The organism is Niveispirillum cyanobacteriorum (genome assembly GCF_002868735.1).
Classification (GTDB): domain Bacteria; phylum Pseudomonadota; class Alphaproteobacteria; order Azospirillales; family Azospirillaceae; genus Niveispirillum; species Niveispirillum cyanobacteriorum.
On the sequence record NZ_CP025611.1, the window covers coordinates 513,364 to 526,391 of the forward strand.

A 13,028-nucleotide genomic window follows, 5' to 3' on the forward strand; every position below is an offset into this window, starting at 1 on the left:
TCGCCATTGCGGTGGACGCGTATCCAGGCCAAGCAGAAGGCATCCACCCTTTCGGCAAGGCAGTCCCCATGCGGCGCATCGGTATCATCGGCGGCATGAGCTGGGAATCCACCCAGCTTTACTATCGGCTGATCAATGAACGGGTGCGCGCGGTGCAGGGGGGCCTTTCTTCGGCCCCGCTGCTGGTCCATTCAGTTGATTTCGCCCCCGTCGCCGCGATGCAGGTGGCGGGCGACTGGGATGGGCTGACCGCCATGATGGTGGGGGCCGCGCGCGACCTGAAGGCGGCGGGGGCAGGGGCGCTGGCCATCGCCACCAACACCATGCACAAGATGGCGGATGAGGTGGTGGCCGCCACCGGCCTGCCGCTTATCCATATCGCCGATGTGACGGCAGCGGCGGTCCGCGCCGCCGGCCTGTCGCGTGTGGCGCTGCTGGCCACCCGTTTCACCATGGAACAGGATTTCTACCGCACCCGCCTGTCCGCCGGCGGCCTGGATATCCTGACCCCGGACGAGGCCGACCGGGCGGAGGTTCACCGCGTCATCTATGAGGAACTGTGCCGGGGGGAGGCCAAGGACGCTTCCCGCGACAGCTACAGACGCATCATCGCGGGACTGCGGGCGGCAGGCGCCCAGGGGGTGATCCTGGGCTGTACCGAAATCACGATGCTGATCGGGCCGCAGGACACCGACCTGCCCCTGTTCGACACGACCGCCATCCATGCGGCGGCGATTGCCGATTGGATTTTCAGTACTGAATAATAGAGTATATTTTCAATATAGTGACATATTTGCTGCGACTTTGCCCCATGTGTCCTTTACGAGCAGCGGACATATTGTGAGTGGTATGGGAAGATTTAAGATTGGTTCAGATGGGGGTGGGTGGTTTGGTTAATTGGGAAGTAGTATTGTCCTAAAGCTACCTGGTGTATATTTGTCATACATATGTCTGGCTTTGGGCTGCCAGTTGTCGGAGAGCTTTCCAAGCTTGCCTATATCCTGTCGCATACATGTCCATAAGTGTACGGTATAAGATTGCCTTCTCGAGCTTTTAGCCTAGCATATTGAAAGGTGGATTTTGGAGGCTGTGAGTGCCGGAATGTCTGACTGTTGACTCTCCTGAACTCGCCTCCTACAAAGGAGATAAGTTCCATGTGTGACAACTCTAAAGACAAGGACTCCCCAATGAATGCAACGTTATGCGATTTAGTGGGTGGTGGGGTTCAGAATGATCCCTCCCCATCTCCCGTTAGGGTTGCAAAAAAAGTTGACTTGGTTAAAATAAAGGGAGAAGTGCTATTGGGTTCTGATGCTTCTAGCGATGGAAGTTCGTTTAGCGAGATACGTCAAGGGGCGCATTTAAGAAGTAAGGAAATACTTAGTCGGTTTATTGTGAAAAAAAATGCAGAATTTCGCGCGAAAAATTTGAATATCGACAGTAGATAGGTTTATAGATATTAGTGCTGATTGTTTGGGGAATATTATGAGGCGTCCCGTTAAGATAAGTGAAGATGTTGTTGGTTTTTTATTTAGGGATGCGATATCTGAGGCAAATAATGCAATCGCATTGATGGAAGAGTTTCAGGAAATTGTGCGGTCTCTTCAAATGAAGGGGCAGAGGGCTGAAATTCTTGACATAAATAACAGTGCCTTTGGTGTGTATTTTCTGCCAGTGTTTCACAATATTGTGAATCTGCATGAGAGCAAGTTGGCAGATCGGATTGCCCGGGCTCGCAGGGAAAATCGGCTTTCCTGCTGCTTGTTCACTACGAGTGACTTTCAAAGCACACGATGCGCATCGTATTTGCTTGCTGCGATGTGCCAAAAGCCGCCAACAAACTTGATGTCACCCTTTTTCGTGAAGAATGACGAGACCGATGCGCTTTTCTCACAGCTTATTGAAATTATTTCAATTTGCTTTATCACAAAAATCATCGGCTTGTCGTTCGATGTTCGGGGGAAAGGCAATTTTGACAAGACGACTGCTTATGAAAATCTACAGAAATTTGTCGTTGAGAGGGCATGGCGTAGGGAGCTGAATGCAAATGAGCATCTCAAGCTTAATTCATTGATCGGTGAGCTTGCAGCGAAAATATAAATAAAACCCGTTTGGCGGGATGAACCTCAATGGGTCGATTTGCACCACATTCGAAGGTCGCGGCTTTTCTTCTACGACTGCGATAAGTTCCAGTCTTGGATTTTGAATTCTGACTTACGCGCAATATGATCAGATTTGAAGCGAATTTATTTTAGGCACGGGGGTGTGCCTTCGCATAAACAGCCAGCAATTTCTCCGTATCGACATCGGTATAGCGCTGGGTGGTGGACAGGCTGGCATGGCCCAACAGGTCCTGGATGGCGCGCAGGTCGGCGCCACCGCCCAGAAGATGGGTCGCGAAACTGTGGCGCAGTGCATGCGGCGTGGCGCTGTCGGGCAGTTGCAGGGCACCGCGCAGGGCCTGCATCTGCTTGCGCGCCACAGACGCGTTCAGTCGGTCGCCCCGGCTGCCCACAAAAATCGCCTCGCTTCCCCGCCAGGGGCAGGCCTCCAGATAGGTTGCGACGGCCTCATTCACCGCCGGCAACACCGGCACCTGCCGTTCCTTCGATCCCTTGCCCAGCACGCGCACTGTGGCCGCCCCCGGCGGCAGGTCGTTGCGGTTAAGCGCCAGTGCCTCGGAAATACGCAGGCCACAGCCATAAAGCAGCGTGAATAGCGCCCGGTCGCGTAATCCGATCCAGGGAGCATCGGGCAGGCTGGCCGCCTCATCCAGCAAGGCCCCCATATCTTTCTCATGCAGCGGACGGGGCAGCGATGATTTCAGTTTGGGGGCCTTCAGCGCCCCAATATGGGGATTATGGACGATGCCGTGACGGTCCAGCCATTTGAAAAGATTGCGTACGCCGGAGATGCCGCGCGCCCGTGTGACGGCCTTCGCCCCGTCCATGGCGCGGGCCGATAGCCAGGCACGGAGCTCCGTCAGGGAGATGTTGCCCAGGTCATTCAGGCCCGGCTTGCGTTCCCGATACTCGGCCATAAAGGCCAGAAATTCGGCAAGGTCGGTATTATAGGCGCGGATGGTCGCAGGGCTGGCGCCCTTCTCCGTGCTCAGCCACCGCTGCCACCGCGTGATGGCCTCCTGCAGGTCGGCCTGCGCCGCAAAGCCCAGGCTGACGCTTACCATGCCGGGTCCAGATAGGCGGCGATGACCCTTTCCACCACGCCCGACAGAAACAGCAGCAGGTCCGTCGCCTGCCCAGGGTGGAACGTCTCGGGTTCGGCGGAACCAAAGGCCAGCAGGGCGGACGCGGCTTCTTCCCCGTCGCCCAAGCGCAGGCGGACCAGCGCCTGGCTGCGGATCAGGCCCGCCTGATGGCCCCAGACCTCGACGGAACCCAGAATATCCGATTGTAGGGCCACATCGGCCCGGCCCATGACGCGGTTGATGGTGCCATGATGGGCCATGCCCAGGCCGGCGGGGCCGATGGTGGCGATGGGGCCTTCGGGCTGTTCCACCACCAGGGCCGCTCCATCCAGATCCAGCAGGACCGCCAGATCGCCGGTGATGGCCTGCACCATCGCCTCCAGTCCCCGGCAGGACAGAAGATGCAGGACGGCGGCATGAACGCGCCGCAAATTCATCATGTTGGCGCGGGTCGTGTCGACCAGCAATTGCTGCTGATCCGACAGGCGCCCCACCTCACCGCGCAGTTTTTCCAGGATGCGTTCGCGGATATCGACGATACCCTGGCCCATATCGGGGCCGGTGGGGGCCAGGAGATGGCGCAGCAGGTCGGGCCGCCGCGCCAGAAAATCAGGATGGTCCATCAGAAAGGCCGCCACATCCTCGGCCGTCAGTTCATCCATCGGGTTGGTGGTGATCTGTCCGGGTCCGGTGGTCATGCGGCCTTTCCTCCATCCTTATTTATTATGGTTATTGAAGCCCGACCTTCCGCGCGGGATCAGCCGCGCTTGGGCAGGGGCTGGTCCAGGATGGACTGGCCGGTCTTGGCCCAGTCGGACACGAACGTGGCCAGACCCTTGTCGGTCAGCACATGATTGCCCAACTGACGGATGACGCTGGGCGGCATGGTGGCGACATGGGCGCCCATGCGCGCCGATTCCACGACATGGATCGGGTTGCGCACCGACGCGACCAGCACTTCCGTGGTGAAGGCCGAGTAGTTGGAATAGATCTCGACGATTTCCTGGATCAGGTTCAGGCCGTTCTGGCCGATATCATCCAGACGACCCACGAAGGGGGAGATGAAGGCGGCGCCGGCCTTGGCGGCCAGGATGGCCTGTGCGGCGGAGAAGCACAGGGTCACATTGACCATGGTGCCTTCATTGGCCAGCGTGCGGCAGACCTTCAGGCCGGCCGGGGTCAGCGGCACCTTGACGGCCACGTTCGGGGCGATCTGAGCCAGATAGCGGCCTTCCTTCAGCATCGTGTCGAAATCGGTGGCGGCCACTTCGGCACTGACCGGGCCTTCAACGACGTCGCAGATCTCGGCGATCAGTTCCACGAAGTTGCGACCGGCCTTGGCGACCAGCGACGGGTTGGTGGTGACGCCATCCAGCAGGCCGGTATCGGCCAGATCGCGGATTTCGGCGAGGTCGGCGGTATCGACGAAGAACTTCATGGGAGCGGGTCCTGACGGGCGATGAAAGGGGCGTCCGGGCCGCACGCCCGAACATGCGCGGGAAACTACCAATATCCCGCCCCCGTCGCCAGCCTGGGCGGTCCCTGTTGCGCGCATGGGTGGGCGGCGATGGAGATTCTGACAAAAGCCGGGCCTGCCATCAAGGGCTTGTCCTTGGCAAGCGCCCGGTACCCCCGTATTTTGTCGGCGAATGCTGGTGGAGAGATGACGATGAGTGCGGCGGTACGGCTTCGGGCAGTGGATGCGGATGATCTCCGGGTGGTTTCCGCCCTGTTGCAGGACGCGATCATCTCCATCGCTGATCTGGCCTTTCTGCCCGAAGACCGGATGTTCGTCCTGATGGCCAGCCGGTACCAGTGGGAAGGCCCGGCGCCCGATGGCGGCCCCACGCCCGATGAAGGCGGGGAGGGGCCGACGCGCATCCGCTGCGCCGTTCGTTTCACGGGTGTTGAGAAGGTGAGACGGCGCGGGGTGGACCTGACCCGGCGCGGACAATTCCTGTCGCTGCTCGCCCTGGAGCCGTTGGAGGGAGCGCTGCTGCTGCGCCTGTCAGGTGACGCCGACATCCGGCTGGAGGGTGGCGCCATCGAATGCCGGATCGAGGACCAGGGCGAGCCTTGGCCTGCCTCCCGCCGTCCGGACCACCCCGTCGCCTGATCCGGGTCACTTGGCCTGACTGTGGCCGCTATGTGATATCAGAACAGGCTGAGGATACGTTGCTGCTGCTGTGTCATCAGGCTGACCATGGTTGTTGCCAACTGGCGGCGAAGGTCGGCGGTCAGGACCTTAACGCTTTCATTATTTTCATCGGCAACGACCAGCTTGCGCGACCCATCCCGCAGCACCTCGGAAAACTCACTGGTGAAGTCGGCCCGGGTTTTCAGGATGTCCATATTCACATCCAGGCTGCGCAAGGAAGACATCAGACGGATATTGGCGCGCTCCAAGTCGTTGATGGCAAGGTTCACATCGCTGCGATCGCGCCAGCCATTGGCCGCATTGTCGATGCCAAGCCCCAGCGGCCCGCTGCCAAGATTGACGGCCTTGATTTCCAAAGCACTGCTGCCATTGGCGTTCAGGTTGACCGTAAGGTCGTTCTCCGCGGTGCCAACACTGACTTGGTCGGTCGTCATGGTGGCTTTCTCCCCCAAAGAGATGCTGCGTACTGTCAGTTCTGCGGCCCGGCTGGCCGTGCTGTTCATGGCGGCGACGCGCCACGAATAATTGTTGGCGCCTGTGCTTGCATCGAACTGGATTTGGGCGCCGCTTGATAATGTAAAGCCTGTCGGTCCCGCGGCATTGCCGATGGTCAGATTGTCGGTCACGCCGATGCTGCCATCCATGGCCGTATGTGTGACGGACACGGCCCGCAGGCCCAGGCCCCCGCTGTTGCTGGCACCGATGGAGACGCTGATATTGCTGTCGGTACCGATCCCCGACCATCCAGCCAGACTGTCGAAGCTGCTGGCAGCAGCCGTAGTGGCGTCATCGGCCACAGCGTAGCTGTTCAGCCCCACATGGACATCGATAAAGCGGCTGCCGGCGCCGCCACTCTTGTTAAACAGGCCGATGGTGGCGCCGTCATTGACGCCGCCCGCAAGGCGGATAACCACGGGCTGACCATCGCCTTTATCGGCCACGGTGCCGTTGAAGCTTCCGCCTAGTCCGTCCGTGATGCTTACCGTACGGCGCCCGTTCGATACCGCGCCATAGGTCAGGGATAATTGTGCACTTTGCTGCCAACCCTCGGTGTAGGGGTTGGCGAACTCACCAGCGTCGAAATCGCCATCGGCGATCGTGGTCAGGCCTCCGCTACCGGCACTACGGTTATAAAGAAACACCGCATTGGCTGTCTTCCCGGCCAGGGCACCGGGTGCAACAACGATTTCACCTTTGCTGGCCAGCGGATTATTGCCCCCGATTGTCACAATTCCATGATTTGCATTGAGCTGCGACCACGTCTGTGCACCGCCGCCAACGCTGGTATATTGATTGAAAGCCACGGCACCGGCACCGAAGCCTGATCGGGCGACCTCCAGCTTGACGGCGGTATCCGCCAGATCTTCGGTTGTCGGACGACCAAGCTCAATGGCGCCCGTCAGTGACCCCAGGTCACCGGTAATCCCCCCGCTCGTCTCTGCTGCGCCCTGGATAGTCTTCGGGTCGATCTCTAGGCGGACAGTGCCAGCCGGAAACCGGAAGCTGTTCTCTCCGGCCTGAAGACGCATCGAAGTATCCTGCGTAGCGGCACTGCGCTCCAGCGTCACCCCCTCGTTATTGGTCACGCTGATGCTCAGGTCGACATCGCGGGTAAGGCTGGCTTTTTTGACCCCGCTTGCATCAAGCGCTTGCGCCATCATTTTGCCGTCAATCAACAGATTGAGCTGCGCTCCGGAGTTGAAGCTGTGGCTGACGGCCAGTTTGTTGCCGGACTCTGCCAAGGCCTTCAGTTCAGATTGGCTGTAGCTGGTTGTCCAGCTTTCATCCCCGTCCAGCACGACCAGCTTTGCATCCCTTCCGGGCTTGCCGTAGAGTTCGAACTTGATATCGTCAAATCGGCCTTCGGTCGTGCTGTTGAGACCGGAGAGATTCAACTGTGCCAGACCGATTGTGTCCTGCACCCGCAACAGGTCGGTCGCGTCGGTGGAAATCGCGCCATTGCCGCTAACAGACACACGATAGCCGTTGGCCGATGTCACGCTGCTGATCGCGGCTTTTCCAATGCCGGTGATATTGCCGACATTGCTCACGCTTTTGTCGGTGGCGGCGAAGCTGGGGGGGCGGGACATCAGCAGGTTCTTGCCGCCATAGGAACTGTCTGACACAAACTTGTCGATCTGCCGCAGGATACCGTCAAATTGTTCGGCCAGTTCACGTCGCATGGATATGGCCGACGGGGTGTTATCCAGGGTAGCCAGCGTCACCGTGGTCAGGCCCCGCGCCTGATCCAGCAGGCCCTTGACCGACGTAACGCCGGCACTGGCCGCCTGCACGGTTGAAATGGCTTGCGCCATTCCGGATTTCAGTCCGTCGAGATCACCCGCACGCTGGTTCAGCCCGCGCGACGCGAAAAACTGCTGCGGTCCCTGGATAGATGTATTGATTTTCAGCCCGCTGCCCAAGCGGGAAAGGGACGTTTCGCGGTCAGCCGTAAGGGTTTGCAGCATCGATATCGTGCTGCGCAATGATGCCGGCATATTGACCGACATTTGCCCCATCTTCCGTGCCCGCCTTTGGCCGACTTTTTGCCCCTCCGGCTTTCATTGGTGCTGAAAACCGGTGTCAACGGCGCGAGACTTTTTCCCATCAACGTTAACCACATATGTCTACCTAGAAGGTGGTAGTTTGTCCAGTGTCCGTCTTTAGGTCGCGCCCTGTCCGAAATCGGACACTGTTCGTTTCCGAACAATCGCACAAATCGAACAATACATTGAAAATAAACAAAATTCTTATTGGCACGCCCCTTGCCAGTAGAAACCCGAAACGCCGGCGACGGGACCGACGGCAAGGGATGGGGATTGATCATGCGTCAGGCGCAGCAGCAGTTGGAATTGATCACTGAAGGAACGGACCTGATGGACCGGGTGGAGGACGCGGTTGTCAGCGTTAATCCGGACCTCTGGCTCGCCGGCCTGATGCTGGCCGTGCTGATCAACTGGCTGGCCTGACCGGCACCAAACAAGGGTAGGGAGTGGGCATCATGGCGATGGATCGCCGGATCGAGAAGACGGGTCTCCAGAAGCACAAGAAGGCCATTGCCGGGGCGGCCATCGCCCTGCTGGTGGGGGCCGGCGGCCTTTATATGGCTTTCGGTGGTACGGGTGGGCAGACGGTGCGCGTGGCGGAAGATCGCCTGATCGTCTCCACCGTCAATCAGGGCCAGTTTGAGGATTTCATCCCCGTGCGCGGTTCGGTTGAACCGCTGACCAGCATCTTCCTGGACAGTGTTGAGGGTGGCCGTGTGGAACGCCGCTTCGCCGAGGCCGGGCAGTTCGTGAAGGCGGGCCAGCCCTTGCTGGAACTGACCAATACCGACTTGCAGCTGGAGGTGATCAGCCGTGAAGCGCAGGTGATCGAGCAGCTGAACCAACTGCGCACGGTGGAACTGAACCTGGAGGTCTCCCGCCTCAACAACCGCCAGGCGCTGGTGGAGGTGGAATACAAGCTGGTGCAGTTGAAGCGCACGCTGGACCGCCGCGCCGAACTGATCAAGACCAAGGCCATCAGTCAGGCGCAGTATGACGAGGCCCAGGACGAATATACCTACCTTCAGCGCCGCCGCGAGGTCCTGAAGGAGACACAGACCGTCACCGACCGCCTGCGCGATGAACAGTTCGGCAAGCTGAAGGAGAGCACCGGGAAATTGCAGGAGAACCTGGAATTTGCCCGCCGCAACCTGGACAACCTGATCGTCAAGGCGCCGGTCGACGGCCAGCTGACCTCGCTGGAGGCCGAAGTCGGCCAGAACAAGACGCGCGGTGAGCGTCTGGGCCGCATCGACCGGATGGACGGGTTCAAGGTGGTGGCGCAGGTCGATGAATTCTACCTGCCGCGTCTGGCCACAGGCCAGACGGCGGAAGCCGCCATCGGGTCCGGCACTTACATGCTGCGCGTGGCCAAGATATTCCCGCAGGTGCGCGATGGTCAGTTCAAGGTCGAACTGGAATTCGCCAGCGAGGCGCCCAAGGACATCCGTCCGGGTCAGAGCCTGCAACTGCGTCTGAAGCTGGGTGACACGACCACGGCGCTGCTGATCCCCAACGGTGCCTTCTATCAGGATACGGGCGGGGCCTGGCTGTTCGTCGTCGGTTCCGACGGCAAATACGCCACCAAGCGCTCTGTGCAGTTGGGCCGCCGCAATGCCCAGGTGATCGAGGTGAAAAGCGGTCTGGACAAGGGTGAACGGGTGGTCACGTCAGCCTATGGCGACATGATCCGCATGGACCGTATCCAGTTGAATTGAGGCTTGGTGCCGCCGGATGGCGGCGCCCGGCGTTTGACGGCAAACGAAGTCTTACAGGAAGGAACAAGGGAATGTTGAAGCTGGTCGATCTGGTCAAGGCCTACCGCACCGAGGAAGTGGAAACCACGGCGCTGAATTCGGTGAACATCCATGTTCGTGACGGCGAGTTTGTCGCCATCATGGGTCCGTCGGGCTGCGGCAAGTCCTCGCTGCTGAACATTGTCGGCATGCTGGATACGCCCAGCAGCGGCCAGTACTGGTTCAATGGCGAGGAAGTGTCGAAGTACGGGGAGCGCAAGCTGGCCGATATCCGCAAGAAGAATATCGGTTTCATCTTCCAGAGCTTTAACCTGATCGACGAGCTGACGGTGTTCGAGAATGTCGAACTCGCCCTGCTCTATCACGACATCCCGGCGCGTGAACGCAAGGAACGCGTGAAGGCCGCCCTGGAGAAGGTGAATATCGGCCATCGCGAAAGCCACCTGCCGCAGCAGCTGTCCGGTGGTCAGCAGCAGCGTGTGGCCATCGCCCGCGCCGTCGTCGCCAAGCCCAAGATGCTGCTGGCGGACGAACCGACCGGTAACCTGGACAGCGCCAATGGCGACGAGGTCATGCGCATGCTGACCGACCTGAATGCCGAAGGCACGACCATCGTTATGGTCACCCACTCCATGCCGCACGCCCAGTATGCGACGCGCATCATCAACCTGTTCGACGGACAGGTCGTGGCCGAGAACCTGCGCGCGGCCTGAGGACACTTCCCGATAAGTCCAGCTTGTCGGGACCTGTCACGGCGGCGACCGCCGCCGCGGCACCCCATGGTGCCGTGAGCCAAGCTGCCGGATGGCAGCGCCGGCGCTTGAGGCGCCTGCAAGACCCCGGGGGGATCTGCCATGTTGAAGAACTATCTGATGGTTGCCCTGCGCAACCTGCTGAAACACAAGCTTTATTCGGCGATCAACGTCACGGGTCTGGCCGTGGGTCTGGCGACCTGCGTCCTGATCCTGCTATTCGTGCGCAACGAGACGTCCTACGATCGCTTCTTCACCGACAATGACCGCATCTATCAGGTGGCGTTCCGGGCCCAGTTGCCGGGCCGTCAGGTGGATCATTTCGCTGCCTCCATGCTGCCCCTGGCCGCCGCCATGAAGGAAGGGTTGCCGGAAGTGGAGATGACGGCCCGGGTGATCCAGAACAGCGTCGTCATCAAGCAGGGCGGCGAAAGCTTCTCTGAAACCGCCCGCGCCGTGGACCCCGACTTTTTCCGGATTTTCGACTTCACCTTCCTGCGCGGCGACCGCATGGCGGCCCTGGACGATCCCAACAGCATCGTCCTGACCGAAAGCATGGCGCGCAAATATTTCAAGGATCAGGACCCGCTGGGCCAGACCCTGGATATTGACGGTTCGGCCCCGGCCAAGGTGACGGGCGTCATCCCCGACATGCCGTCCAACACGCATTTCGATCTGGACATCATCCGCCCCTATGCGGCGGTGGCCCAGGCCATGCGTGGTATCGAGACCAACTGGGGTGCCGTCTGCTGCGAAACCTATGTCCGCCTGAAGCCCGGTGTGGATGGCAAGGCGCTGAGCGACCGGATGCCCGCCTGGTTCAAGAATACGGCCCCGACGCTGAATTCCCCCACCGGCAATGTCGTGCTGGGTGAGATCTTCACGCCGCGCCTGCGCAATCTGAAGGACATCCATACCGACCCGGTGATGACCTCTATGCGTCCGGCCACGTCTTATGCGGAGATCATCACCTTCGCGGCGGTGGCGGCCCTGGTCCTGGCCATTGCCTCGATCAACTTCATGAACCTGGCCACGGCGCGGGCCACCCAGCGCGCCCGCGAGGTCAGCGTACGCAAGGTGGTGGGGGCGTCCCGCAGCCAGATCATCATGCAGTTCATCGGTGAATCGCTGCTGTTGACCGTGATCGGTCTGGTTCTGTCCATCGCCTTGGTCGAACTGGCCCTGCCGGCCTATTCCGCCTTCCTGGACAAAAAGCTGAGCTTCAACCTGTTCACCGATCCGCTGCTGGGTCCGGCCCTGCTGGGGCTGGCGCTGGTGGTGGGTGTCGCGGGCGGTGCCTATCCGGCCTTCTTCCTGTCGGGTTTCAATCCGGCCCGCGTGCTGAAGGGCGCATCGTCCGGTGTCGGCGGTGGTTCGGGCCGGCTGCGCATGGCGCTGGTGGTGGTGCAGTTCGCCATCTCCATCTCCCTGATGGTCGCCACCTCCGTGGTCTATGGTCAGCTTCTCTATGCCCAGAACAAGAATCTGGGGTTCGAGAAGGAAAACACCCTGGTCCTGCGCGGCTTCCCGCGTTCCGTCGATCAGGCCCGTCAGCAGACGCTGGTAGAGGCGCTGGCCAAGCTGGATGGGGTTGTCGCAGCGGCCGGCAGCAGCAGCACCCCCGGCGATGGCAGTGAGAACAACACCAATGTCCGCCTGCCGGGCGCCAACCCGGATCAGATGCTGGTCCTGCGTCAGGGTGGTGTTGATTGGGACTTCGTGAAGGCGCTGGGCCTGCAACTGGTGGCTGGTCGTGAATTCGACCGCAACCGCCCCGCTGACCAGTTGCCGCCCCTGGCTGACCCGGCACAGGTGCCGGCTGGTGACACGGCGGCCCGCACCTATGCCGGCTCTGTCATGATCAATGAGGCTGCCGTAAAGCGTCTGGGCTTCGCCAGCAACGAGGATGCCATCGGCAAGCAGTTTGAGGTCGGGGCCGATGATGATGGCACGAACAAGCTGACCATCATCGGTGTCGTGGCGGATTTCCACTTCCGTTCCGTCCATGACCCGATCCCGCCGGCCCTGTTCGTCATCAACCGCGACCGTTTCTCCGACGTGCTGGTCCGTCTGAAGCCCGGCAACGTGCAGAAGACCCTGGTGGAGATCGAGCGGGTGTGGCGCGACATGTTCCCGAACCGTCCGCTGAACCGCGAATTCCTGGATGACCGTATCCAGGCCCAGTATGTGCGGGAGGCCAAGACCTCGCAGATGTTCGCCGCCTTCTCGGGTCTCGCCATCCTGATCGCCTGCTTGGGCCTGTTCGGTCTGGCCAGCTTCACGGCCGAACGCCGGACCAAGGAGATCGGCCTGCGCAAGGTGCTGGGCGCCAGCGTGATGGACATTGTCCGCCTGCTGGTCTGGCAGTTCTCCAAGCCGGTTCTGGTGGCAAACCTGATTGCCTGGCCCGTGGCCTGGTACTTCATGGATCAGTGGCTGAATGGCTTCAGCTTCCGCATCGACCTGAACCCGCTGCTGTTTGTGTCGGCCGGTGCGGTGGCGCTGCTGATCGCGTGGGCCACCGTCGGCCTGCACGCGGCCCGCGTGGCCCAGGCCAAGCCGGTGACGGCGCTGCGATACGAGTGAGCGACTACCCCTTGCGGGTCC

Annotated in this window: 11 protein-coding genes; 7 read left to right on the forward strand and 4 right to left on the reverse strand. The window is 60.5% G+C overall.

Annotation, left to right across the window (positions count from 1 at the left end; genetic code table 11):
- Positions 1–68 precede the first annotated feature (68 nt).
- Both C0V82_RS02265 and C0V82_RS02270 read left to right on the forward strand, forming a co-directional pair.
- Positions 69–764: an aspartate/glutamate racemase family protein gene (locus C0V82_RS02265; protein ID WP_102110947.1), complete on the forward strand. Its 696-nt coding sequence runs from the start codon at positions 69–71 to the stop codon at positions 762–764.
- A 721-nt stretch (positions 765–1,485) separates the two neighbouring features.
- Positions 1,486–2,100, forward strand: coding sequence for a hypothetical protein (locus tag C0V82_RS02270; RefSeq protein WP_158659680.1), 615 nt, complete (start codon positions 1,486–1,488; stop codon positions 2,098–2,100).
- Between the two features lie 151 nt (positions 2,101–2,251).
- Here C0V82_RS02270 and C0V82_RS02275 read toward each other — a convergent pair whose 3' ends face one another.
- Genes C0V82_RS02275 through fsa form a run of 3 tightly spaced genes read right to left on the reverse strand, consistent with a single transcriptional unit; the run spans position 2,252 to position 4,646 of the window.
- A complete protein-coding gene (locus C0V82_RS02275) occupies positions 2,252–3,187 on the reverse strand; it encodes a tyrosine recombinase XerC (RefSeq protein ID WP_102110949.1) in 936 nt (311 codons plus the stop codon).
- Positions 3,181–3,906: a DUF484 family protein gene (locus tag C0V82_RS02280; RefSeq protein ID WP_245924127.1), complete on the reverse strand. Its 726-nt coding sequence runs from the start codon at positions 3,904–3,906 to the stop codon at positions 3,181–3,183. The genes C0V82_RS02275 and C0V82_RS02280 overlap by 7 nt, the downstream gene beginning before the upstream one ends.
- 59 nt (positions 3,907–3,965) lie before the next feature.
- Positions 3,966–4,646 (reverse strand): fructose-6-phosphate aldolase, encoded by a 681-nt coding sequence (fsa, locus tag C0V82_RS02285; protein WP_054166035.1) that lies wholly within the window; start codon positions 4,644–4,646, stop codon positions 3,966–3,968.
- 231 nt (positions 4,647–4,877) lie between these two features.
- On the opposite strand from fsa, the gene C0V82_RS02290 reads away from it, so the two are divergent.
- Complete coding sequence (locus C0V82_RS02290) at positions 4,878–5,324, forward strand: DUF2948 family protein (RefSeq protein WP_102113175.1); 447 nt, start codon at positions 4,878–4,880, stop codon at positions 5,322–5,324.
- A gap of 38 nt (positions 5,325–5,362) precedes the next feature.
- Here C0V82_RS02290 and C0V82_RS02295 read toward each other — a convergent pair whose 3' ends face one another.
- Positions 5,363–7,876 (reverse strand): flagellin N-terminal helical domain-containing protein, encoded by a 2,514-nt coding sequence (locus tag C0V82_RS02295; RefSeq protein ID WP_158659681.1) that lies wholly within the window; start codon positions 7,874–7,876, stop codon positions 5,363–5,365.
- 315 nt (positions 7,877–8,191) lie between these two features.
- On the opposite strand from C0V82_RS02295, the gene C0V82_RS26690 reads away from it, so the two are divergent.
- From C0V82_RS26690 to C0V82_RS02310, 4 genes are all read left to right on the forward strand, one after another.
- Positions 8,192–8,335, forward strand: a complete 144-nt coding sequence (locus C0V82_RS26690) for a hypothetical protein (RefSeq protein ID WP_158659682.1) — start codon at positions 8,192–8,194, stop codon at positions 8,333–8,335.
- 32 nt (positions 8,336–8,367) lie between these two features.
- Positions 8,368–9,630: an efflux RND transporter periplasmic adaptor subunit gene (locus C0V82_RS02300; RefSeq protein ID WP_158659683.1), complete on the forward strand. Its 1,263-nt coding sequence runs from the start codon at positions 8,368–8,370 to the stop codon at positions 9,628–9,630.
- Positions 9,631–9,701: 71 nt separating this feature from the next.
- Positions 9,702–10,382 (forward strand): ABC transporter ATP-binding protein, encoded by a 681-nt coding sequence (locus tag C0V82_RS02305; RefSeq protein ID WP_102110952.1) that lies wholly within the window; start codon positions 9,702–9,704, stop codon positions 10,380–10,382.
- A 141-nt stretch (positions 10,383–10,523) separates the two neighbouring features.
- Positions 10,524–13,007 carry an ABC transporter permease gene (locus C0V82_RS02310; RefSeq protein WP_102110953.1) on the forward strand — a complete coding sequence of 828 codons (2,484 nt, stop codon included), beginning with the start codon at positions 10,524–10,526 and terminating at the stop codon, positions 13,005–13,007.
- Positions 13,008–13,028 lie beyond the last annotated feature (21 nt).

What these genes read in the sequence shown, in the direction of transcription:
- C0V82_RS02265 (WP_102110947.1), top strand. Translation starts at nt 69, where the DNA reads ATGCGGCGCATCGGTATCATCGGCGGCATGAGCTGGGAATCCACCCAG.
- C0V82_RS02270 (WP_158659680.1), top strand. Translation starts at nt 1,486, where the DNA reads ATGAGGCGTCCCGTTAAGATAAGTGAAGATGTTGTTGGTTTTTTATTT.
- C0V82_RS02275 (WP_102110949.1), bottom strand. Translation starts at nt 3,187, where the DNA reads ATGGTAAGCGTCAGCCTGGGCTTTGCGGCGCAGGCCGACCTGCAGGAG.
- C0V82_RS02280 (WP_245924127.1), bottom strand. Translation starts at nt 3,906, where the DNA reads ATGACCACCGGACCCGGACAGATCACCACCAACCCGATGGATGAACTG.
- fsa (WP_054166035.1), bottom strand. Translation starts at nt 4,646, where the DNA reads ATGAAGTTCTTCGTCGATACCGCCGACCTCGCCGAAATCCGCGATCTG.
- C0V82_RS02290 (WP_102113175.1), top strand. Translation starts at nt 4,878, where the DNA reads ATGAGTGCGGCGGTACGGCTTCGGGCAGTGGATGCGGATGATCTCCGG.
- C0V82_RS02295 (WP_158659681.1), bottom strand. Translation starts at nt 7,876, where the DNA reads ATGTCGGTCAATATGCCGGCATCATTGCGCAGCACGATATCGATGCTG.
- C0V82_RS26690 (WP_158659682.1), top strand. Translation starts at nt 8,192, where the DNA reads ATGCGTCAGGCGCAGCAGCAGTTGGAATTGATCACTGAAGGAACGGAC.
- C0V82_RS02300 (WP_158659683.1), top strand. Translation starts at nt 8,368, where the DNA reads ATGGCGATGGATCGCCGGATCGAGAAGACGGGTCTCCAGAAGCACAAG.
- C0V82_RS02305 (WP_102110952.1), top strand. Translation starts at nt 9,702, where the DNA reads ATGTTGAAGCTGGTCGATCTGGTCAAGGCCTACCGCACCGAGGAAGTG.
- C0V82_RS02310 (WP_102110953.1), top strand. Translation starts at nt 10,524, where the DNA reads ATGTTGAAGAACTATCTGATGGTTGCCCTGCGCAACCTGCTGAAACAC.